The 21,768-nt window shown below is 69.8% G+C and carries 21 protein-coding genes; 7 read left to right on the top strand and 14 right to left on the bottom strand.

The genetic code is table 11. The annotated features are described in order from the left end of the window. Window positions 1-33 precede the first annotated feature (33 nt). The 3 genes from FHX60_RS06465 to FHX60_RS27660 all read right to left on the bottom strand — a co-directional run bounded on the left by FHX60_RS06465 (window position 34) and on the right by FHX60_RS27660 (window position 2,555). Complete coding sequence (locus FHX60_RS06465; protein ID WP_183282799.1) at window positions 34-1,035, bottom strand: GlxA family transcriptional regulator; 1,002 nt, start codon at window positions 1,033-1,035, stop codon at window positions 34-36. Between the two features lie 122 nt (window positions 1,036-1,157). After that, the gene (gcvT, locus tag FHX60_RS06460; protein ID WP_183282798.1) at window positions 1,158-2,294 is read right to left on the bottom strand and encodes a glycine cleavage system aminomethyltransferase GcvT; all 1,137 of its coding nucleotides are present in this window, start codon (window positions 2,292-2,294) and stop codon (window positions 1,158-1,160) included. A gap of 129 nt (window positions 2,295-2,423) precedes the next feature. Then, complete coding sequence (locus FHX60_RS27660; RefSeq protein WP_258397145.1) at window positions 2,424-2,555, bottom strand: hypothetical protein; 132 nt, start codon at window positions 2,553-2,555, stop codon at window positions 2,424-2,426. 181 nt (window positions 2,556-2,736) lie between these two features. Here FHX60_RS27660 and FHX60_RS06455 point away from each other — a divergent pair, with 181 nt between their 5' ends. Next, complete coding sequence (locus tag FHX60_RS06455; protein ID WP_183282797.1) at window positions 2,737-3,789, top strand: glycosyltransferase family 4 protein; 1,053 nt, start codon at window positions 2,737-2,739, stop codon at window positions 3,787-3,789. On the opposite strand, the gene FHX60_RS06450 is transcribed toward FHX60_RS06455, so the two are convergent. Next, complete coding sequence (locus FHX60_RS06450) at window positions 3,786-4,013, bottom strand: hypothetical protein (protein WP_183282796.1); 228 nt, start codon at window positions 4,011-4,013, stop codon at window positions 3,786-3,788. The two genes, FHX60_RS06455 and FHX60_RS06450, sit on opposite strands and share 4 nt — an antisense overlap. Window positions 4,014-4,335: 322 nt before the next feature. Here FHX60_RS06450 and FHX60_RS06445 point away from each other — a divergent pair, with 322 nt between their 5' ends. From FHX60_RS06445 to FHX60_RS06425, 5 genes are read left to right on the top strand one after another with little or no spacing between them, the layout of a single operon-like run. After that, a complete protein-coding gene (locus tag FHX60_RS06445; RefSeq protein WP_183282795.1) occupies window positions 4,336-5,289 on the top strand; it encodes a hypothetical protein in 954 nt (317 codons plus the stop codon). Then, on the top strand, window positions 5,286-6,170 hold the full coding sequence (locus FHX60_RS06440; protein WP_183282794.1) for a HesA/MoeB/ThiF family protein: 885 nt from the start codon (window positions 5,286-5,288) through the stop codon (window positions 6,168-6,170). Before FHX60_RS06445 ends, FHX60_RS06440 begins: the two co-directional genes overlap by 4 nt. 2 nt (window positions 6,171-6,172) lie before the next feature. Beyond that, complete coding sequence (locus FHX60_RS06435) at window positions 6,173-7,396, top strand: hypothetical protein (protein WP_183282793.1); 1,224 nt, start codon at window positions 6,173-6,175, stop codon at window positions 7,394-7,396. Continuing rightward, entirely contained in the window at window positions 7,393-8,502 is a 1,110-nt protein-coding gene (locus FHX60_RS06430; protein ID WP_183282792.1) for a GNAT family N-acetyltransferase, read from the top strand. The genes FHX60_RS06435 and FHX60_RS06430 overlap by 4 nt, the downstream gene beginning before the upstream one ends. Before the next feature lie 4 nt (window positions 8,503-8,506). After that, the gene (locus FHX60_RS06425) at window positions 8,507-9,511 is read left to right on the top strand and encodes a nitroreductase family protein (RefSeq protein ID WP_183282791.1); all 1,005 of its coding nucleotides are present in this window, start codon (window positions 8,507-8,509) and stop codon (window positions 9,509-9,511) included. 16 nt (window positions 9,512-9,527) lie between these two features. On the opposite strand, the gene FHX60_RS06420 is transcribed toward FHX60_RS06425, so the two are convergent. From FHX60_RS06420 to FHX60_RS06405, 4 genes are all read right to left on the bottom strand, one after another. Further along, window positions 9,528-11,195 carry a c-type cytochrome gene (locus FHX60_RS06420; protein ID WP_183282790.1) on the bottom strand — a complete coding sequence of 556 codons (1,668 nt, stop codon included), beginning with the start codon at window positions 11,193-11,195 and terminating at the stop codon, window positions 9,528-9,530. Window positions 11,196-11,272: 77 nt separating this feature from the next. After that, the gene (locus FHX60_RS06415) at window positions 11,273-12,520 is read right to left on the bottom strand and encodes an MgtC/SapB family protein (protein ID WP_112777417.1); all 1,248 of its coding nucleotides are present in this window, start codon (window positions 12,518-12,520) and stop codon (window positions 11,273-11,275) included. Between the two features lie 118 nt (window positions 12,521-12,638). Next, a complete protein-coding gene (locus tag FHX60_RS06410; protein WP_112777418.1) occupies window positions 12,639-13,460 on the bottom strand; it encodes a class I SAM-dependent methyltransferase in 822 nt (273 codons plus the stop codon). Between the two features lie 88 nt (window positions 13,461-13,548). Further along, window positions 13,549-14,340 (bottom strand): TorF family putative porin, encoded by a 792-nt coding sequence (locus tag FHX60_RS06405; protein WP_183282789.1) that lies wholly within the window; start codon window positions 14,338-14,340, stop codon window positions 13,549-13,551. Window positions 14,341-14,592: 252 nt separating this feature from the next. Here FHX60_RS06405 and FHX60_RS06400 point away from each other — a divergent pair, with 252 nt between their 5' ends. Continuing rightward, complete coding sequence (locus tag FHX60_RS06400; protein ID WP_183282788.1) at window positions 14,593-15,462, top strand: DUF72 domain-containing protein; 870 nt, start codon at window positions 14,593-14,595, stop codon at window positions 15,460-15,462. Between the two features lie 147 nt (window positions 15,463-15,609). Here FHX60_RS06400 and FHX60_RS06395 read toward each other — a convergent pair whose 3' ends face one another. From FHX60_RS06395 to FHX60_RS06370, 6 genes are read right to left on the bottom strand one after another with little or no spacing between them, the layout of a single operon-like run. Continuing rightward, window positions 15,610-15,954: a Na+/H+ antiporter subunit G gene (locus FHX60_RS06395; protein WP_013956828.1), complete on the bottom strand. Its 345-nt coding sequence runs from the start codon at window positions 15,952-15,954 to the stop codon at window positions 15,610-15,612. A 10-nt stretch (window positions 15,955-15,964) separates the two neighbouring features. Next, complete coding sequence (locus tag FHX60_RS06390) at window positions 15,965-16,237, bottom strand: K+/H+ antiporter subunit F (protein WP_025586311.1); 273 nt, start codon at window positions 16,235-16,237, stop codon at window positions 15,965-15,967. Beyond that, window positions 16,222-16,725 carry a Na+/H+ antiporter subunit E gene (locus FHX60_RS06385; protein ID WP_092318175.1) on the bottom strand — a complete coding sequence of 168 codons (504 nt, stop codon included), beginning with the start codon at window positions 16,723-16,725 and terminating at the stop codon, window positions 16,222-16,224. The genes FHX60_RS06390 and FHX60_RS06385 overlap by 16 nt, the downstream gene beginning before the upstream one ends. Before the next feature lie 3 nt (window positions 16,726-16,728). Then, window positions 16,729-18,270 (bottom strand): monovalent cation/H+ antiporter subunit D, encoded by a 1,542-nt coding sequence (locus tag FHX60_RS06380; protein ID WP_183282787.1) that lies wholly within the window; start codon window positions 18,268-18,270, stop codon window positions 16,729-16,731. Beyond that, window positions 18,267-18,653 carry a Na+/H+ antiporter subunit C gene (locus FHX60_RS06375; RefSeq protein WP_112777424.1) on the bottom strand — a complete coding sequence of 129 codons (387 nt, stop codon included), beginning with the start codon at window positions 18,651-18,653 and terminating at the stop codon, window positions 18,267-18,269. Before FHX60_RS06375 ends, FHX60_RS06380 begins: the two co-directional genes overlap by 4 nt. Continuing rightward, the gene (locus tag FHX60_RS06370) at window positions 18,653-21,457 is read right to left on the bottom strand and encodes a monovalent cation/H+ antiporter subunit A (protein WP_183282786.1); all 2,805 of its coding nucleotides are present in this window, start codon (window positions 21,455-21,457) and stop codon (window positions 18,653-18,655) included. Before FHX60_RS06370 ends, FHX60_RS06375 begins: the two co-directional genes overlap by 1 nt. Window positions 21,458-21,768 lie beyond the last annotated feature (311 nt).

Below are 21,768 nucleotides of genomic sequence, written 5' to 3'. Positions count from 1 at the left end.
CCTGACGGCAACGCGGGGCGGCGACGCTCCGCCTCAGCCCGCCCCGGCGTCATCGACGCCGGTGCTGGCAAAGCGCTCCCGATAGGCGCCCGGCGTGACCTGGAGCCGGCGCTGGAACGCTTGCCTGAGCTTGGCCTCCGAGCCAAAGCCGCTCTCGACTGCGATCCACTTCAGCGGCTGCGCACTGTCTTCCAGCAGGCGCCGCGCCGCAGCGAGCCGGGTCTGCTCCACGTAGGCCGACGGCGTATGCCCGGTTTCCTTCAGGAATACCCGGGAAAAATTGCGCTGGCTCATCGCAAAGCGCTGCGCCAGCACCTGCACCGAGAGGTCCGCCTTGGGCATGCGGTGGATATAGTCCTGGATATCGCGCACGCGCGGATGCCCCGTCATCTGGCTGAGCAGGTGTTCACTGAACTGTGATTGACCGCCCGGCCGCTTCAGGTAGACCACCAGATCCCGCGCCACCGACAGCGCGATGTCGCGCCCGAGGTCCTCCTCGACCATGGCAAGCACCAGGTCGAACACCGCGGTCACGCCGGCCGAGGTCCAGATATGCGCATCGCGCACGAAGATGGCATCGGCATCCACCCGGACCCCGGGATACCGCTGCCGCATCAACTCCGCCACGCTCCAGTGCGTGGCCGCGCGCCGGCCCGCAAGCAGGCCGGCCTCGGCAAGGAAGAAGCTGCCCGAGCACAGGCCCACGATGGTCCGCAGCCGGCCGGCCTGGGTCCGGCACCAGCTGACGATGTCGCCGCACGCGCCCAGCACGTTGACGATGTCGCGTGCGCCGACGACCACCACCACGTCCGCGGGCGCCAGGCCAGCGAGCGCGTGCGTGGCCTCGAGCGATACCAGCGTGTCGGAGCGGATCGCGCCGGCGCGCGGCGCGACCAGGCGCAGCTCGTATTTCGGCTCGCAGCCGAGCTGCCGCAGCCGGGTATTGGCGTAATCGAAGACATTGATGGCGCCGACCGCTTCGACGGCCTTGAATCCGGGATAGATGACGATGTCTACAGTAGTCTTGGTCTTCATGGCGCGCAGCGTCGCGGGAGGAGCGGCAAAGGCGCCTTGCGGCGCTGGTCGGACGCCGATTCTATCGAATCCGCGAACCGCACCCCGACCGCAATGCAAGGCTGCAGCCCTCAGGCCCCCAATCAGCTTGCGCCCCGCACGAACGGTGTGCGCACGACTTTCGCCGCGATCCGGTTGCGGTAGACCTCCACCGTGACGCGATCGCCGATCCCGACCCCGGGCGCTACCCGCGCCAGCGCGATGGCGAAGCCCAGCGTCGGACTATAGGTGGCGCTGGTGACCTTGCCGATCACCGCGCCCTCCTCGCTGCTCACCGTGCTGTGCGCTGGCGGGACCGCGCCGCTGCCTTCCAGCGCGAGTCCGACGAACTGCTGCGTCTGGCCACGGGCGCGCACGGCAGACCTGCCGCAGAAGTCCCGGCCGGAATCGAGATCCACGCTCCAGCCCAGGCCTGCATCGAGCGGCGAGGTATGGACGTCAATGTCGTGCCCGTGCCGATGCACGCCCGCCTCGAGCCGCAGCGTATCCCACGCCTCGTGGCCTGCCGCAACGATTCCTGCCGAGTGCAACCGGTCCCAGAGGCGGCCGGCATGCCTTGCCGCCACCATCAGTTCGAAACCATCCTCGCCGGTCTTCCCGGTCCTCGCCACCATCAGCTCGCCGGCTTCCGGGTCGCGCACGAAGGTGGAGTTGAACGGCTTCAGCGTTTCGGCGTGGCGGGTGGCCGGAATTGCCCGCATGACTTTTTCGCGGGCCCTCGGCCCCTGCACGGCGATGACCGCCAGCGGCTCGACCCCTGCCGTGACGCCATCCGGCCGTCGCGGCACCACGGTCATTTCGGCCCTGGCCTCATGGATCCTGGCGCGGATCCATGCGATGTCACCAGCGGCCGTGCGCGCGTTCAGGACGGCGCGGTAATGCTGCGGCCCGAGGTAGTAGACCACGAGGTCGTCGATCATGCCGCCCGAAGTGTCGAGCATGCAGCTATACAGGGCCTTGCCAGGCGTCTTCAGCTTGCCGACATCATTGGACAGGAGCCTGCCAAGCATCATTCGCGCATCCGGACCCTGCAGGTCCGCCACGCACAGATGCGACAGGTCGAACATGCCTGCGTCCTTGCGCACGGCATGGTGCTCTTCGATCTGGGAGCCGTAGGCAAGCGGGAGCTTCCAGCCGTCCACGTCGCCCATGCGGGCGCGCAGCAGCAGGTGCTGATCGTACAGCGGCGTGGACTGCCACTGCGGGGGACTTTTCGTCATCGCGTTGGGGCCGGTGGGCAATTGGGTAATTGGGCAATCGGGAGCGCGGCCATCGGCCTGGTCCGTCGCACCACGCTAGCCGGTTGCGCGCATCGGCTTGCGGCAGCGGCGACGTTGCGTGCCAGTACATCAGATCGCCTGGCGACCGGATAGAACAAAGGCGGCATGCGCATGGGACGCCTGCGCCAGGCGGCGACCGGCGGCGGTGCCGTCCATCTCGGCTGCCAGCAATGACCGGGGCTCCTTCAGCACGCCGCGCATGTCGGACGCGCCGCGGCGGCGCCTGGCATCGCAGATGTCTCGAGCTGCGCCTCGGTCAAACCGCGCCTGACAGTGCTCCGTGCGACAGCGAACAGAACGCGGCACCGGCTGCCGGCATGCTTGAACGCCACCGTCCCCCCAGCGAGGGCCTGTGCTGTGCAAGCCATGGAGCGCAACGAGGATGAGCCAGCCCGAGCCCCCGGACATCGCGCCGCCGCTGCCCGATCTCCTGATATTCAGCGCGCCTTTCCATCCCTCGGTGGGCGGCATGGAGCGCTTTGCCGAAGACCTGGCGCTGGGACTGGCCGAGCTGGGCTATCGGATCGAGCTGGCGACGCGCACGCCGGCGGCCGCTGACGACGCGCCGGAGTTTCCCTATCCGGTCACGCGCGTGGCGGGCATGGTCGAACTGGCGCGCGCCATGCTGCGGCACCCGCTGGTCGTGTTCGTCGGGCTGACTTTCTACGACGTGTTGCTGGCCACCGTGCTGCGGCGCCGCATCGTACTGACGCATCATGGCCCGTACAGCCACTATGGCGAGACGCGGCGGTTCACGGCGGGCAACGTCAAGCGCTGGATGTCGCGCTTCTACCACAACATTTGCGTCAGCCGGTACCTGGCCGGATGGCTGCCCGGCCACCCGCTGGTGATTCACAATGGCTATCGCGACGACCTGTTCAAGCCGGCTGCCGCGCGGCGCCAGCCCGGTACCTTCGCCTTTGTCGGGCGGTTGGTGACGGAGAAAGGGGTCGACCTGTTGCTGCGCAGCTTTGCCAGGCTGCGCGCGATGCGGCCTGATGTACGCCTGACGGTGATCGGCGACGGGCCGCAATACGCGGTGCTGGTGGCGCTGGCGGCAACACTGGAGTGCGCCGAGGCCGTGACCTTTGCCGGTGCCCAGCGGCCCGCGGTGGTGGCGACGATGCTGGCGCAGCATGCCTGCCTGGTGGTGCCGTCGACCGGCTACGAGCCCTTCGGCATCGTCGCCCTGGAAGGCCTGGCAGCCGGCTGCGAGGTCATCGTCACGCGTCGCGGCGGGCTACCCGAGGCGGTCGACGGCTTCGGCTGGGTGGTGGACCCGGGCGTGGACCCGTTGTGCGCAACCATGCTGGCCGTTTGCAGCGGCGAGTCACGCCGCAGCGAACCGGGCCTGCGCCTGTTCCTGGCCGATCACCAGCGCCAGGCGGTCGTGCGCCGCTATGCCGAAGCCATCTCCGCCTTCACCCGACACTAGCGCGCGGGCTTCTTCGGCTTGCCGGCTTCAGCCTGGTGCTGCCGGCGCGGATCCTCGTTGCGGAAGCCGCCATAGCTGCTTTGCCCCGGATCGGCGCTGCGGCTCTTGATCTCGCTGGCCTCGCGGTCCATGCGCGCGCCCGGGTTCTTCCTGTCGGCGCCGGCCTTGCCAGCGGTCTTGCCTGAGGTCTTGCGTGCGGTCTTGCCGCTCGAACCTGGTTTCATTGCCAACTCCTTGTCGTGACACGTCGGTCGTTCTGAGGACTTGTTCCCCGTGCGGGCCGGCCCAGATTGCCGAAGCGGGCCGCCGACCGCGGGAAGCCAAAACCACGCAACTTTCGTTCCACGATTCAGGGCCGCACGCCGGCGCCGATGGGGGCCGGTACTGCGGTCGCATCAGGCAAGCCGCGCGTCAGCGTTGCAGAATTTGCAGGCCGGCTCCGCGCGCCGCCCCCGCCGTGACACCAGCGACGCGGTGTTATATCCTCCACATCACGCTCCCCCGCCGTCCGGCCATACAAGAACAACGGCACCGCGCCAAACCTGCATGCTCAAACTCCTCGGGCGTATCCAACCACGGCTGCGCTACCTCGACCTGAGCCTGAACGCCAGCCGCACGGTGCGGATCCGGGTGGTCGAGCGGCCCGGCATGTGGATGGAGCCCGCCCGGCTCGACGCCATGCTGGCCGAGCTGCGCGGCATCGTGCAGCGTGGCATTGGCAAGGACCTGGATTACGGCGTGCTCTCCGGCGATCCGGAACGGCTGCGGCGGGCCGTGATCACCCTGCTGTATGACCGCGACAGCGGCCGGGCCATCGCTTTCAATGCGCTCTCGGTGATGCCGATCGAGCTGCGGGGCCAGCCGGCGGAGGCGATCCACCTTGGGCTGGTGATGGTAGATCCGGGGTATCGCACGCAGGGGCTGTCCTGGGTGCTGTACGGGCTGACCTGCATCCTGCTGTTTTTCCGCCGCGGCCTGCGCCCGATCTGGATCAGCAACGTGACCCAGGTGCCGGCGATCATCGGCAAGGTGGCCGAGGTCTTCGTCTCCTCCTACCCCAATCCCTTCGCGCCGTCGCGCCGCAGTTTCGAGCACCTGAGCGTGGCGCGCGAGATCATGCGCTCGCACCGCCATGTGTTTGGCGTCGACCGGGCCGCGGGCTTCGACGAGGCCCGCTTCGTCATCATCGATGCCTATACCGGCGGCTCGGACAACCTGAAGAAGACCTTCGAGGAGGCGCCAAAGCATCGCGACGCCCGCGCCAACGAACTGTGCCGGCGCGAACTCGACTACCAGCGCGGCGACGACTTCCTGCAGATTGCCTGCCTGGACCTGGCCAGCGCGCGCAAATACCTGCTGCGCGAAGTGCCGCGCGATTCCCTGCCCGCCATCCTGTACCAGGTGGCGTTTCTCGCGGTGGGCCGCATCGTCCTGCCGCTGTTCCACTGGCTGAACCCGCGCGAGCCGATGGGCGACCTGCGCGCAAGGAAGAGCCCATGACGGCGCCGTTCTCGTACGAGGAATTCACCACCCGCAATATCGGCTTCGTCACGGAGGCGGAGCAGCGGCTGCTGCGCCAGGCGCAGGTGCTGGTCTGCGGTGTCGGCGGCATGGGCGGGGCCTGCCTGCAGGCGCTGGCGCGCGTCGGCATCGGCCGCTTTGCGCTCGCGGACTTCGATGCCTTCGACGTGTCCAACCTGAACCGGCAGGTCTTCGCCAGCCTCGACACGGTCGGCGTGGACAAGGTCGAGGCCACCGTGGCGCAGATCCGCCGCATCAACCCGGAGCTTGCCATCGAGACCTTCGGCGCCGAGTGGACCGACCGCCTCGATGACCTGCTGGGCCGCTACAAGATCGTGGTCAACGGCATGGACGACATCGCCGCGGGGCTTGCGCTCTACCGCAAGGCCCGCGAGCACGGCGCCACCGTGATCGACGCCTATACCTCTCCCCTGCCCTCGGTCACGGTGGTGCGCCCGCACGATCCCCGGCCGGAGGAACGGCTGGGCTATGCCACCCCCGGCATGGACTGGCAGGCGCTGACGCCGGAACTCCGGCAGGCGTGCCTGGGCAAGGAACTGGAGTACGTGATGGTCCATTCCAGCTCGGTGCGCCATGTCCAGCTGGACCTCGCCAGGGACCTGCTGAGCGGCAAGCGCAAGCGCATGTCGTTCGCGCCGATGGTGATCGCCACCGGCAACCTGATGGCGTTCGAAGCGATCAAGCTGGTGCTCGGGCGTCCGCGGCTGGCCGATTGCCGCGGCTATTTCTTCGATCCCTGGAGCATGCGCATCGAGCGACCGCGCAACCCGCTGTCGGCATGGGCCGTGCGCGCGCTGGTGCGGCGCTTCATGGCGAGGCTGATGCGCGATGGGGGCTGACGGTGATTGATGCGCTGGCAAGCGATGTGGCCGTGACCTGGCTCGGCGCGGCCGGCTGCGGACTCTACCTGCATTTCCTGTGGAGCCGGCGCGAGGCCGGCGCCGGCACGGGTCTGTTCCTGTTCGGCGTGCTGACCGCGCTGCTGGCGGTGCGGGGCTTTGCCTGGCTGTTCGGGAGCACCTGGCTGGCGCAACTGGTGTTTGCCGCGGCCACGCTGCTGCCGCTAGCGATGACGCTGTTCGCCGAACGCCTGTTGCGGCGGCACCATCCGCTGTGGCTGAAGGGGCTGGCGCTGGGCGTGTCGGCGCTCTTCTTCACCCTCAACCTGTTCACGGACCTGGCCGGCGATACCCCGCTGCTGCTCGCCTTCCTGGGCGGCCTTGCCGTGGTCACGGCCAGCAATGGCTGGTTGCTGCTGTGGCTGCGCGACGCCGACCTGTCGGCCAACGAGGCGCGCCTGGCGCGCGCCGTGGTCGTGGTGGTGGTGCTGGCGCTGCCGCTTGCCGCCACCGATTTCCGCGAAGAGCTGGGCCAGGTGCCGGTGCGCCTTGGCGCGCTGGGGGCGCTGGCGTTCGTCTATGTGTTCCTGCACCTGTCGGAATCGCAGCGGGTCGTGCGCGGACTGCTGGCGCATATGGCGGCCGCGCTGGTGTTCGCGACGGTGCTGGCCGGCGTGATGGCGCTGGCCACGCACGGCACCGGGCCGGGCTTTGCCGAGGCCGGCCTGCGTGGCATGCCGGTGGCCATGGCCTGGGTGCTGCTGACCGCGATCTTCGTGCGCATGCGCGCGGTGTCGCTGGCGGGAGATGGCAGTGCCTTCCTGCGCTGGCTGCTGCATGCCCGGCTCGATACGCCGGAAGGCTTCCTGCGTTCGCTCAGGCGCCTGCCCCAGACCGCCGACCACGTGGTGCTGGGCGAAGCCGAGCTGGCGGGCTATGCACTGGACGCGCTGTTCGACATCGCCGGCAGGCGGCGCGAGCCGGTGTCGATCGGCGAAGCGAGAGCGTGGGCCGCAAACGAGACCGGCGATCGCGTCGAGGCCGCGGAGCAGCTGGCAGACCTGCTCGCGCGCCACGAGATGACGCATGCGCTGCTGGTCACGCGCCAGCCCGCGCAGGTGGTGCTGCTGAACCTGCCGCAAGGCGCCAACGCGGCCATCGGCGAGCTGCGCGCTGCGGTGATCCTGCGGCTGGCGCGCCATCTCGGCCAGCGGGAGGCCGCATGACGCTTACCCTGCGCGAAGGCGATTTCGATGCGTTCTTCGAAGCGCCGTTTGCGTGCTATGGCCACGCCACGCATTTCGTCTCGCCGATGAAAGGCGACCTGGCGCGCGCGCTGGATGCGGCGAAGAACCCGCTGTTCCGGAACTTTGCACGGCGCACCTGGTTCACCGCGCATCGCGACGGGCGCATCGTGGGCCGGCTCCTGGCGCATGTCCACGATGCCGCCAACCAGCGCTTCGGGCAGCAGCGCGGCTATTTCGGCCTGTTCGACTGCATCGACGACGTGGCGGTGGCGCAGGCGCTGCTGGATGCGGCAGCGGACTGGGCCAGGCGGCAGGGCTGCGACGAACTGGCCGGCAGCTTCAACCTGACCATCACGCAGATGATCGGCATCGTCACCGATGGCTTCGCGCATGCGCCCTACACCTACCAGGAATACACGCTCCCGCATATCGCCAGGCTGCTCGTTGCATGCGGCTTCGAGCCGTTCTTTCCGATGCGCACCTTCGAACTCGACGTGCGCGGCTGCGATCCGGAGCTACTGATCGGGGACAAGCAGCGCGCGCTGCTGGAAGACCCCGCCTGGCAGTTCACGCCGATCCGCCGGCGCGGCTTCGAGCAGCGCCTGCGCCAGGCCTGCGCGGTGCTGAACGACGGCTTTGCCGACAACCCGATGTTCGTGCCGCTGACCGAAGAGGAATTCCTGTACCCCTGCGCCGGCATGATGTGGATCATCGACCAGCGGCTGTCGTATGTCGCCAGCTGCAACGGCGAGCCGGTCGGCGTGCTGTTGTGCGTGCCGGACCTCAATCCGTTCCTGCGCGCCACTGGTTTCCGGCTGAAGCTGGCGACACTGTGGCACCTGCTCCGCTTCCGTGCCGGCCGCAAGCGCGCGGCCATCATCTTTTTCTCGGTACGGCGGAAGTTCCACGGGCTTGGCGTCAATGGCGTGATGCTGCATCGCCTGCTGGCCGCGCTGCGCGGGGCCGGCTACTCGCATCTGGGCGTCAGCTGGATCTCGGAGTCGAACGGCGCCAGCCTCAGGCAGATGGAAAAGATCGGCGCCAGCCCGCTGCATCGGCTGAACCTGTTCAGGAAGGCGATCTAGCGACATGCTTACCCGCGCCCAGCAACTTATCCTAGTGGCACAAGCCGGCCGCGCACCCAGCGCGCACAATATCCAGCCGGCGCGCTGGCGCTTTGCGGGCGACCGGGTGGAGTTGCTGGAGGATCCCGCCCGCTGGCTGTCGGTGGGAGATCCCACCGGACGGGACAACCAGATTGCGCTGGGGATGGCGTGGGAAGGCATGGCAATGGCGCTGTCGGCCATCGGTGTGGGATTGGCGCGGCCCGAGGTGCGCCCCCTGCCGTATCCCTGCACCTCGCCGGCGTTGCGGATCGCGGCCACCGCCACCATGGCGCCCGGCGCGCATGCCGATGCGCTTGCCGTGCAGGTTGATCGGCGCCATGCGTATCGGGGCAAGTTCCGCGGCGCGAGCCCATCGCAGCGCACGGCACTGGCGCAATGCGTTGCCGCGCACTCGGCCCATGTCATGCCCGCCGGCGAGCACAGCAGCGCCGAGATCGCGCGGTGGTACGACGAGGCCGCGGCGGCGGCATTCGAGATGCCGGGCTTCGCCGCCGAGCTGTACCGCTGGCTGCGCTTGTCGCCGGAGCATCCGCAGTGGCGGCGCGATGGCCTGTCGGCGCCGTGCATGGCGCTGTCGCGCTGGGAAGCCTGGGGCGCATCGATGGTGCTGCGGCCCGGCGTGGTGCGGTGGCTGTCGGCGCTGTCGCTGACCGGCATGCTGGCCACCGAGAGCGCGAAGATCCGCAGCGCGGCCGGGATCGTGCTGATCCACGCCGGCCCGGAGGTGTCGAATTTCGACATCGGCCGGCACTGGTACCGGTTCTGGCTGGCCATGACCGCGCACGGCCTGGCCGGCGTGCCGATGTCCGCACTGGCCGATTCGCCCGGCCATGCGGCGCTGCTGGCGGAAAGCCAGCGGCTGCCGCGCGGCAACCGGCTGGTCAACGTGATGCGCTTCGGGCCGGCGCCGGCGGGCGTGGCGCAGAGCGCGCGGCTGCCCGCGCACGAACTGCTCGTCGACGACTGACCTGGCCTGGCATGGCCTAGAGCAGTTTCAGGAATTCGAGCAGCGCGTCCTTGTCGTCTTCCGCCAGCGTCGAAAACTCCCGCTCATGGCCGCGGTTGCTGCGCCCGGGCGTCGCGGTGTCGTAGAACATCGGCGCGGACCACGGCCGGTAGCCCGCCGGATAGGCCCAGTCACCTTGCGCATCGGGCTGCCCGGCAATGCCCAGCTTGCGGTAGTCGAGCGCATGCCCGCCGACCCAGAAGCGCGCGGGCCGCGCCTGCGGATGCATCAGGTGCCACAGCGTCGGCACCGAGCCGTTATGCAGGTAGGGCGCCGTGGCCCACAGGCCGGACAGGATAGGCGCGACGTAGCCGCCGGTGTTGGCGGCGTCGATATGCTTGCCCAGCTCGGAGCGCGCGATCGCACGCAACAGGTCCGCATCGATGGCTTGCCAGCGCGTCGGGTCGGTGCCGAGGTCGGCCTGCGCCACCAGCCGGTTGGGGAAGCTCAGCAGGCGCGGGCGTTGCGCGTCGTCGCTGTAGCGGCCGTGGCATTGCGCGCAGCTTGCGGCATAGACGGCGCGGCCGCGCGCGGCGCGGGCCAGGTCGACCGGCCCCGGGAACGGCGGCGGCGTGTAGCCCGCCAGGAAGCGCATGACGTCCGCCACCGGCGCGATCGCGCGGCCGGCCCGGTCGGGCGGCATGCCCATGGTCGGCACGGTAAAGAAGGCGACGATCGGCGCGAGGCGCGCGGCATCGCCGGCCGTCCCGGGTGGAGCCGGGCCAAAGCGCGCCATGCCCTTGCCGGCATAGACGCCGTCGTACAGCAGCGAGGTGCGCAGGTTGCGCTGGCCCAGCTCCGGGATCGAGGTGGCGCCGCTGGCCGCCGTCCCCGCGGCCAGCAGGTGGAACTGGAACTTGAGCGCGGCGACGCCGTTGGTGCTGCCGGGCGCCCCGTTGCTGAACGGCAGCGGCGCATCGCCATTCGCCTCCAGTTCCGCCACGCGCCTGACCAGCCGCGGCCAGACGAACTTGCGTAGCGTATGCAGCTCCTGCGCGCTGGTGTCGGGATAGAGCTGGGTGATCGCCGCCAGCAGCGCCTGCGGATCGGCGCGCACGCGCTTGACCGCCTGATAGACCGCGGCGACGAAGGCATCGAGGTTGAGCGAGGTATTCGGCAGCCCGAGCCAGACGTTGCGCGCGGGATGCCCGTCGGCGCCGTAGGTGACGCCGGCATGGCAAGCGGCGCAGCCCAGGTTGGACACCTCCAGCCGGATCGTGGGGAGCTCGCGGCCGATCATGCCGCTGACCACGCCCAGCGGCTTGTCGAAGCGGGGTTGCTGCGCGCCCGGCCAGTTGAGGACCGCGTCGGGATAGACAAAGCCGAATTCGCGCAGCGCCCGGCGCAGGCGCTCCGGCGTGACCGGTGCATCGGGATTGCCCGCGACCAGCAGCGCCGCGGTGGCCAGCTTCCACGGCAGCGCATTGGTTTCCAGCGTGTCGGTGCTGAGGCCGCCGAAATCGTCGAAGACAAAGCGCATCGCGCCGATCGCGGCATCGGCATCGGCATGGGCGCTGCCGGCGCGGAAGTCCCGCATCACGGCGGATTCGCCTTCCGCATAGCCGCGCAGGAAATCGCACCCCGACAGCAGGCCCGGCAGCAGGCCCAGCAGCAGGCCCAGCGAAAGCAAGCGTGCAAGCAGCATGGTCCTGATCGTCCGAGCCTGCGCGCCGGGACCTCCCGGCGCCCCCCGCAGATGGTAGCGGACCATGCGCCCCGGCCTCAAGCCAGCCGCAGCAGCCACGCCGCCGCCCAGGTCGCGCCGGTCGACAGCACCAGCCCGAGCGCGACCGGCACCGCAAAGCGCGCGCCGCCCGCCGTCGACGCGACGATCTTGCTGACGGTATTGGCCGTCAGCGCGCCCAGCACCGGCCATACCGCGTCCGGCGGCGCCAGCTTGCCGGCGCCGACCATGGCGCCGATCGAGGTGGCCGCGGCGTGCGCGTCGGCAAAGCCGGCGCCCACGGAAAGCGCGAGCAGCCCTTCGTTGCCGGCCCATGCCTGCGTGGCCGCGCCCACCAGTTGCAGCACCGCAAACAGCAGCGCGAACACCGCCGCGCCGCGCCAGTCGAAGATCCCGCCGCCGGGCACGCTCCCGGTGCCGCCGCGGGCCTCATGCCACGAGCGCCACAGCCAGATGCCGCCAAACGCCGCGATCACCGCCAGCCCCGCGGCCAGCGGCAGCGCCAGCGCCGCCAGCGCGGACAGGCTGGTGGCGCCCAGCAGCACCAGCATCTGCACATAGGTGGCGACACTCGACAGCAAGGCCGCCGCCACCGGACCGTGGATGCGCGCCTCGCTCTGGCGCGACAGCACCGCCATCGCGGCAATGGTGGCGGTGCTGGAAACGAAGCCGCCGAACAGGCCCGAGATCGGCAGGCCCAGGCGGTTGCCGAACACGCGTGCGCAGATGTGCCCGACCGCGCCGGCCAGCAGCACCAGCAGCACCACCAGCCAGATCGCGTGCGGGTTCCAGGCGTCGAGCGGGCCCATGTAGCGGTCCGGCAGCAGCGGCCAGACGATCAGCGCGGCGGTGGCCAGGATCAGCGCCTGGCTCATTTCCTCGCGCGTGACCTCGCGCCGGGCAAGGTGGTGCAGGAAGGACTTGCCGTGCAGCAACAGCACCACCACCGTGGCCAGCGCCGCCGCCAGCGCCGGATGGCTCGCCGCCAGCGCGCCCAGCAGCAAGGTCAGCAGCAGCGCGAATTCCGTGGTCAGGCCGCTGTCGCGGCCGGCCGAGCGGTGGTAGCCCACCGCCGCCAGCAGCGCCGCGCCCAGCAGCATCACCGGCAGCACCAGCGCCGCCGACAGCATCGCGCTGGCCACGCCCGCCAGGCTGGCCAGCGCGAAGGTGCGCAGCCCGGCCGGCGCTTCGCTGCCGCCGTCGGCCGCCTGGCTGCGCTCGCGCTCCAGCCCGATCGCCAGTCCTATGCCCAATGCCACCGATGCGGAAATGATCAAGGGGTCCATGCCGTATGCCCGGGATTGCGGTCGCCGTGAAGCCTGGCGGATGCCTGTGACGACAGTATCGGTGCAGGCGGCGATTTGCGCACCCCCTGGCGGGCCCGTGCGAGGCCCTGACCTGGCTTCAGGGCGCCGTGACCATGACCACGTGCGCCTGCATCGGGCCGGCCAGCGGCCCGTCGCCGTAGGCCTGGACCAGCGCCCGCTCGCAGTGGCCGGTCGCGCGCGCCAGGGCGTCGGGGCCGCGCGCTTCCAGCTCGGTGCGCAGCGGCGTGCCCTGGCAGAACGCCGTGGCGGGAATGCGCGCGGCGGCTGCGTGGCTGGTCTCGGTGACGGTCTCGAACACCGCGCCCGCCGTGAACCCGCCGGTGCGCAGGTCCTGTTCGATGGCGGCCTGGCTGTGGTAACCGTGCGGGATGCGGACCATGAAATCGGGCGGCGCCTCGGGGAACAGCGTGGCAAGGGCCGCGGTGATATCGCGGGCGAAGGCGTTGAACGCGATCCGGTCCCACACGTTGAACACCAGCGTGCCGCCCGGCACCAGCACGCGGCGGGCCTCGGCGAAGGCCCTGCCCTTGTCCGGGAAGAACATCGCGCCGAACTGGCACGCGACCAGGTCGAAGCTGGCGTCGTCGAACGGCAGCCGCATCGCGTCGGCCTCGCGCCACTGCACCGGGCGCGCGGTGCCCGCGGCTTGCGCGCGCGCCAGCATCGGTGCATTGAGGTCGGTGGCCACCACCAGGGTGTCCGCCGGCAGGCGCCCGGCCAGCTCCCGCGTCAGCGCCCCGGTGCCGGCGGCCAGCTCCAGCACCCGGCGTGGCCGCAGCGCGGCGATGCGCCGCCCCAGGTCGGCGGCATAGGGCGCAAAGATCATCGGCACCATCAGCGCCTCGTAGACCTCGGCAATCGCCCCGGCAAAGACCTTGTCCTGCTGCTGCATGCCCATGCGCCGTCCTCCCCCTGCCCGGCCGCGAAGTCGCCGGGGTCGCCTGACTGGGTGTAGGACACATCGCGGCGAATGTAAACCGGGCCCGCTAGAACGTCTTGCTCAGCGAGCCCCACACGGTGGCGCGGCCAAGGTAGCGCCCCTTGGCGCTGGTGTACACGGCGCGGTCGGCATTGGTATCGAGATACGCCAGCGCCAGCGCGAAGCCGTGGCCCAGGTCCCTGGTCAGGCCAAGCTTCCAGTCCGCGTACGAGGCCTCGGCCACCTGCACCTTCTGGTAGCCCACGTGCGCGTTCAACGTCAGGCCCCAGAACCCGAGCGGAACGTTGGCCGACAGGTCGGCATACCAGCTGTGGCGGCTATCGGCCAGCCCGAACAGGTTGGTCGGCGCGTAGGAGTATTTCAACGTCACGGGGCCGTAGCCGATGCCGGCGTACAGCTCGGTGGTGTCGGGGCTGGTGTAGCGGTCGGGATAGCTGCCGGGATAGTAGTACTGCAGCACGCCCACGTCGGTGCTCCAGCCGCTGTCGCCAAATGCATGGCGATAGCCGCCGTAGAAGTCCATCTCGACGGGCGCGGACACGTCCGGATGGCTGTCGCCCAGCCAGCTGATGCTGGAGTTCCAGTTGCCGAGGTAGAAGCCGCTGGCATGGCTGTAGTCGAAGCCACCCTGGATCGCCGGGCGGCCGCTGCTTTGGGTCAGGCCGCGGTAGCGGTAGTCGCTGGCAAGCGCGAGGTTGGCACTAAAGCTGTGGACTGCGGCGTCAGCCGCGTCGGCGGGGGCTTGCGCCAGGACGGGCTTGGCGCTGGCCAGCCACACGGCGGCGGCCAGCGCGGCAGTTGCGGCGTGGCGGCCGGCGGAGATGCGAGGCAAGGTCATGGTCGAAGGTAGCGGGTTGAGGAGCGCGTCCGCATCGGAACGCCCCGCCACGATAGGGACTTCGACATAAAAACGGCGTCAAGAGACGCCGTGACCGTATTGAAATGCGGTAAATGCCCATGTCTGCGCATGTCAGCGCAAGGCGCGAATCTTGCAAGAATGGCCGCGACAGGCTTCCGCGACGGAACTTCGGGGTCAACCGCATGAACCGTGGCGCCGCCGCTTGCAAAAAGTACAGACCAGGGCATCACGATGATCCGGATCGGCATCTCAGGCTGGCGCTACGCCGGCTGGCGCGGCGTGTTCTATCCCGAGGGGCTGGCGCAGCGGCGCGAGCTCGAATATGCGTCGCGCGCGGTCGAGACCATCGAGATCAACGGTTCGCACTACGCGCTGCAGACGCCGAAAAGCTATCGCGCCTGGCATGAGGCCACGCCGCCGGGCTTCGTGTTCAGCGTCAAGGGCCCGCGCTACCTGACCCACATGCTGCGCTTTCGCGACGATTCGGCGCGGCCGGCGATGGCCAACTTCTTTGCCTCCGGCGTGCTGGCGCTCGAGGAAAAGCTGGGGCCGGTGCTGTGGCAGTTTCCGCCCAACTTCGGCTTCGATCCCGAGCGCATGGAACGCTTCCTGTCGCTGATTCCGCACGACACGCACAGCGCCCGCGAGCTGGCGCGGCAGCACAACCGCAACGTCAGGGAGCCGTGGTGCGAGACCCGGCGCCGGCGCCCGATCCGGCATGCGGTGGAAATCCGCCACGCCAGCTTCTGCACGCCGGAGTTCCCGGCCTTGCTGCGCCGGCACCGGGTGGCGCTGGTCATCTCGGATGCCGTCGCCGACTGGCCCTATGCCGAGGACGTGACCAGCAATTTCCTGTACCTGCGCCTGCATGGCACCGAGACGCTGTATGGCGGCGCCTATTCCGACACGGCGCTGGACCGCTGGGCCGCGCGGCTGGTCAAGTGGGCCAATGGCGGCGAGCCCGCCGACGCGCAGCGGATCTCGCCGAAGCGGCCTCGCGCCGCCGCGCATCGGGACATCTACTGCTACTTCGATAACGACAAGAAGGTCAAGGCCCCGTTCGATGCGCAACGGCTGCGCGCGCGCATCGAGGAGAAATAGCGTTTATCGGTGAATGCCAGGGGATGCTGGGATCGATGCGGTTGACTTTGTGGATGCGCGGGCCCTCACCCCCGCCCCTCTCCCGCACGCGGGAGAGGTGAGAAAAGCGCTCAACAAGTGCATGCCCTGGATGGCGCCGTCTTCCACTCAATCCCGAATCCGCGGCATCCACCCGCTCCCTCGCGTGCGCGGGTCCACCGGCAGTTGCCGCTGCAGCGCGGCCTTGGCCAGCATATGGGCGCTGATCGGCGCGGTCAGGAACAGGAAGGCGGTCACCAGCAGCTCATGCAGGCTGGCGTCGCCGCGGAAGCTGAAGTACGCCACCGAGGCCAGCACCACGCCGCCCACGCCCAGCGTGGTCGACTTGGTCGGCCCGTGCAGGCGCATGAAGAAATCCGGCAGCCGGAACAGGCCGATGGCCCCGACCAGCATGAACACGCTGCCCACCAGCAGCAGCGCGCAGACAATGAATTCGGCAACGGGATGCAGCATGGGCCGGCTCCTAGTATTCGATGATATCGCCGCGTTGCAGGTACTTGGACAGCGCCACGGTAGCGACAAAGCCCATCACCGCGATCAGCAGCGCGGCCTCGAAGAACACCGCCGAGTCCAGGCTGATGCCCAGCACCACGATCAGCGCGATGGCATTGATGTTGAGCGTGTCGAGCGCCACGATGCGGTCTGGCAGGCTGGGCCCGCGCAGCAGCCGGCCCAGCGTCAGCAGGAAGGCCAGGCCAAGGATCGCCAGGCAGACCGGTATCACGATGGCAAGCATTGGAAGATCTCCTTGAGCGGGGTTTCATAGCGCGACTTGATCAGCGCGACCAGCGCGGCTTCTTCCTCCAGGTCCAGCACATGGACCAGCAAGGCGCGGCGGTCGTCGCTCAGTTCGGCGCACAGCGTGCCGGGGCTGAGCGAGACGATGCTGATCAGCGCGGTGGTGGCGAGCTCATGCTCGACATCGAGCGGCACCACGATAAACGCCGGGCGCAGCCGTGCGGTGCGTCCCAGCACCATCACGGCCACTTCCACGTTGGCCTTGACGATATCGATCAGCACATGGCAGCTCAGGCGCAGGATCAGGTCCGGACGCGACAGGCGGAAGGCGCCAAGCACCAGCCAGCGGTCGGCCAGCCGGCCGATGGCCCAGCCCAGCGCCGCGCCCAGCAGCCAGTGGCCCGGCGCGATGCTCTGCGCCAGCATCAGCCACATCAGCATCAGGATCAGGCTCAGCCAGGGATGGGGCAGCAGACGACGCAACATGGCCTACCCCCGCTCGCCGGGCAGCACCGCCCGCAGGTAGGCGGCGCGGTCCAGCAGTTGCGCGGCGGCATCCGCCACGTAATCGCTGACCGGACGCGCGCCCACCGTCAGTGCCAGGTTGCCGGCCAGCAGCAGCATGCAGCAGGCCAGCTTGCGCGCGTCCGGCCGCACCCGCAGGCGCGCCGCGCCGGGATGGTCTTCGTCCAGGTATTCGGCGCCTTCGGCGACGCGCTGCGCCTCATGCGGCAGGCGCCACAGCAGCCGCGTGCCGGTGCGCGAGACGGCGATCAGCAGCAGCAGGCTCGAGCCCAGCACCGCCGGCCACAGCAGCGGCATCCATGGCGCCGGCGTGGCGCGCAGGATCATGGCCTTGCCGAGGAAGCCCGACAGCGGCGGCAGGCCCACCGCCGCGACCACGCCCACCAGGTACAGCAGGCCGGCCAGGCGCGAGGCAATGACCGGCGCGCCGTCGGTGCGCGCGGCTTCGGGCTCGAGCGCATCGGCCAGCAGGAACAGCGCGGCGGTGCACAGCGTGGTGCTGAGCAGGTAGTACAGCGCCGCGGCCCAGCCGGCCTGGCTTTGCATCGACACGCACGCCGCCAGCAGCCCGACCGACGCCACCACCAGGTAGCTGGTCAGGGCGCGCAGCGCCGTCGCGGCCAGCGCGCCCAGTGCCCCGACCGCCAGCGTGGCCAGCGCCAGCGCGAACACCCAGTCGTGCAGGAACGGACCCAGCAGCCCCTGCGCGCCGCCGAAGATCAGCGCGTCGCAACGCAGCATGGCATAGATGCCGACCTTGGTCATGATGGCGAACAGCGCCGCCACCGGCCCGGTTGCGCTGCCATAGGCGCGCGGCAGCCAGAAGTACAGCGGGAACAGCGCCGCCTTGAGCGCGAACACCAGCATCAGCATCGCGCCCGCGGCCACCGCCAGCGGCAGGTCCTGGGCCGGCAGCCCGGCCAGGCGCAGGCCCAGGTGCGCCATGTTGAGCGTGCCCGAGAGCCCGTACAGCACGCCGATCGCGACCAGGAAGAACGATGACGCCACCAGGTTCAGGATCACGTAGTGCAGGCCGGCACCGACGCGCGCGCGCCCCGCCCCATGGACCAGCAGCGCGTAGGAAGCGATCAGCAGGATCTCGAAGAAGACGAACAGGTTGAACAGGTCGCCCGCCAGGAACGCGCCGTTCAGGCCCATCAGCTGGAACTGGAACAGCGCGTGGAAGTGCCGCCCCTGGCGCGCCGTGCCCTCGCCCGCCGCGGCCAGCGCGGCCACCGCCAGCAGCGCGGTCAGCGCCAGCATCATCGCGCTGGTGCGGTCCAGCTGCAGCACGATGCCGAAGGGCGCGCTCCAGTTGCCCATGGCATAGACCGCGATCTCGCCGCCGGCCGCCTGGCGCAGCAGCAGCACCGCTACCGGCACCAGCAGCAGCGCGGCCACCGCGCTGGCTGCGCGCTGCGCGTGCAGCCGCTGGGCCGGCATCGCCGTCAGCAGCGCGCCGGCGAACATCGGGATCAGGATGGGCAGCAGCACGGCATGGTTCATGGCCGCGGCTCCTTGTCGCCAGCGTTGCCGCCCGCGGCGGTGTGGCCGTCGCGCGCCTGCGGCCGGCCGGCGGCATCGACATGGTCGCTGCCGGTCAGCCCGAGCGAGCGCAGCGCCAGCACCACCGCGAACGCGGTCATGCCGAAGGCAATGACGATCGCGGTCAGCACCAGTGCCTGCGGCAGCGGATCGGCATAGCTGGCGCCGGGCGCGATCACCGGCGGCCGGCCGATCGACAGTCGCCCCATGCCGAGCAGGAACAGGCTGACCGCATACGACAGTAGGGTCAGCCCCAGCACCACCGTGAACACGCGCTCGCGCAGCAGCAGGTAGATGCCCGCGGCGGTCAGGATGCCGATGGCGATGGCGTAGAGCGCTGCCATCAGTCGTCCTCCGTGGCCTGTGCCGGCGGCAGGTTGCGGACGCCCAGGTGAGACACGATCACCAGCGTGGTTCCGGTCACGGTGCAGAACACTCCCAGGTCGAAGATCATGGCCGTGGCCAGCTCCACCTCGCCGATGCCGGGAAGGTGGAAGTGGCCGAAGGCGGTGGTCAGGAACGGATAGCCGAAGGCCAGGCTGCCGAGGCCGGTCAGCCCTGCCAGCAGGATGCCGGCGCCGGCGATGGCGCGGTAGTCCGGCGCGATGCGGGCTTCGGTCCAGCGCACGCCGCTGGCGACGTATTGCAGCAGCAGCGCCACCGAGGTGATCAGCGCCGCGATAAAGCCCCCGCCCGGCTGGTTGTGTCCGCGCAGCAGGATAAAGGCCGCCACCAGCAGCGTCAGCGGCAGCATCAGCCGCGCCAGCATCGCCAGCAGCAGCGGATGCGACTGGCTGGTCCACGGCAGGCCGTCCGGCGCCGCCGACGGGGCCGGCAGGCGCATGCCCTTGAGCAGGGCCTGTACCGCCAGCCCGGCGACCAGCAGCACGCAGATCTCGCCGAGCGTGTCGAAGCCGCGGAAGTCGACCAGCAGCACGTTGACCACGTTGTGCCCGCCGCCACCCGGCACCGCCTGCTCGACGTAGAAGGTCGACACCGGGTCATACGGCCGCGTCATTACCGCGTAGGCCGCCACCGCCAGCAGCGTGCCGCCGCCCAGCGCCAGCACGGCGTCGCGCACGCGGCGGCCGGCGCGCGGGCGCTCGTGCGTTTCATGCGGCAGGTAGAACAGCGCCAGCACCAGCACCAGGATCGTCACCACCTCGACCGAGATCTGGGTCAGCGCCAGGTCCGGCGCCGAAAAGCGCAGGAACGCCAGCGACACCATCAGCCCGCAGCCGCTCAGCAGCACCAGCGCCAGCAGCCGCTGCCGGTGCGTCGCCACCACGGCGATCGCGCACAGCGCCAGCAATGCCAGCGTGGCGGCGCCGATCGGATCGATGGCGCCGGCGGGCACGCTGCCGGCCAGCGCCGCCAGGTCGGCCAGGAAATAGGCCGGCAGCGCCAGCATCGCGAGCAGCATCCACGCGATATAGGTCGGCAGCGAGCCGTTTTCCAGCCAGCGCGTGACCGCCGCGGCAAAGCGTTCCAGCGCGCGCATGCCGTGTTCGAACGAGCGCCGCGCGCTCAGGTGCTCGATCGCCTGCTGCCAGCGCCGCAGCGCGTCGCGGCGCAGGAAGAACAGGGTCGCGCCGCCGGCCATCGACACCAGGCTCATCACCAGCGGCAGGTTGACCCCGTGCCACAGGTTCAGGCTGTATTCGGGCAGCGGCGCGCGCAGCGTCGCCAGCGACGCGGCCGCGAGCAGGTCGCCGACGGTGTAGGCCGGCACCAGCCCGACCACGAGGCAGATCACCACCAGGAATTCCACCGGCACCTTCATGAAGCGCGGCGGCTCGTGCGGCGGGTAGTTGGGCAGGTCGGGCCGGCTGCCGCCGAAGAACACGCCGTAGATGAAGCGCAGCGAATACGCCATGGTCAGTGCGCCGGCCATGGTCGCCGCGGCCGGGATCACCCAGTTGAACTCGCCCAGCAGGCCCTGCGCCAGGGTCTCGCCGAAGAACATTTCCTTGCTGAGGAAGCCGTTGAACAGCGGCACCCCCGCCATCGACAGCGACGCCACGATCGCCAGCACCGCGGTATGCGGCATATAGCGGGCCAGGCCGCGCAGGCGGTCCAGGTCGCGCGTGCCGGTTTCATGGTCGATGATGCCGGCGGCCATGAACAGCGACGCCTTGAACACCGCGTGGTTGATGATGTGGAAGATCGCCGCCACCGTGCTGAGCTGGGTATCGAGGCCGAACAGCAGCGTGATCAGCCCCAGGTGGCTGATGGTGGAATACGCCAGCAGGCCCTTCAGGTCGCGCTGCAGCAGCGCCAGCCCGGCGCCGACGATGAGCGTGGCCAGCCCCGTCATGCTGACCATGTAGAACCAGCTGTTGGTGCCGTCCAGCACCGGATAGAGCCGCGCCAGCAGGAACACGCCGGCCTTGACCATGGTGGCCGAGTGCAGGTAGGCCGAGACCGGCGTGGGCGCGGCCATCGCGTGCGGCAGCCAGAAGCTGAACGGGAACTGCGCCGACTTGGTGAACACCGCCAGCAGCACCAGCACCAGCATCGGCAGGTACAGCGGGTGGTGCTGCACCTTGCCGGCCTGCGCCAGCACCACCGACAGCTCGAAGCTGCCGCAGATATGGCCCAGCAGCAGCACCCCCGCCAGCAGCGCCAGCCCGCCGCCGCCGGTCACCGCCAGCGCCATGCGCGCACCCTGGCGCGCATCGGCGCGCCACGACCAGAAGCCGATCAGCAGGAACGACAGGATGCTGGTCAGCTCCCAGAACACCACCAGCAGCAGCAGGTTGCCGGCCAGCACCACGCCCAGCATCGCCGCCATGAACAGCAGCAGCAGGCAGAAGAAGCGCACCGCCGATTCATTGCGCGCCAGGTAGTAGCGCGCATACAGGATCACCAGCAGGCCCACGCCCAGCACCAGCAGCGCGAACAGGAAGGCCAGCCCGTCGAGGCGCAGCGACAGGTCCAGCCCCAGCGCGGGGAGCCACGCCACGCGCCAGCCCAGTGCGTGCCCCGGTTGCGCGAAGACCTCGCCGCGCAGGCTCAGCAGCAGCATCAGCGCGGCCAGCGGCAGGCCGATGATGACCGGCGCCAGCAGCCGCGGGACACGCGTGCCGGTCAGCCACGTCAGTGCCGCGGCCAGCAGCGGCAGCGCAATCAGCAGCGGCAGCGCCATGCCCGCCCCCATCAACCGTTGCGCGGGCTCGCGGCCGGCAGGTGCCGGCCGGCCTGGCGGCGCATCGCGGGCCGGGTCGCAAGCAGGAAGAAGGGTCGGGGCTGGACAGTCGGGGCGATGGTCATGGTCTGGAGGCTCTGTGCGGACGATACCGGCCGCTACTGTCCCGATTCTGCCGGCATTGCGCCGGCTGTGCCAGTCAATTGGCGCGATACTCGAAAAAAATCATCGTATCGCGCAAGAATCTGAAAGCGGTGTCGCCATGCGCATGCCGGTCGCCGTCCTGGCGGTACGGCCAGATGCAGCGCCGG

The organism is Cupriavidus alkaliphilus (assembly GCF_014191175.1).
Classification (GTDB): domain Bacteria; phylum Pseudomonadota; class Gammaproteobacteria; order Burkholderiales; family Burkholderiaceae; genus Cupriavidus; species Cupriavidus alkaliphilus.
Note: the sequence above shows the minus strand (reverse complement) of the source record. Positions and strands in the feature narration are given on the sequence as shown.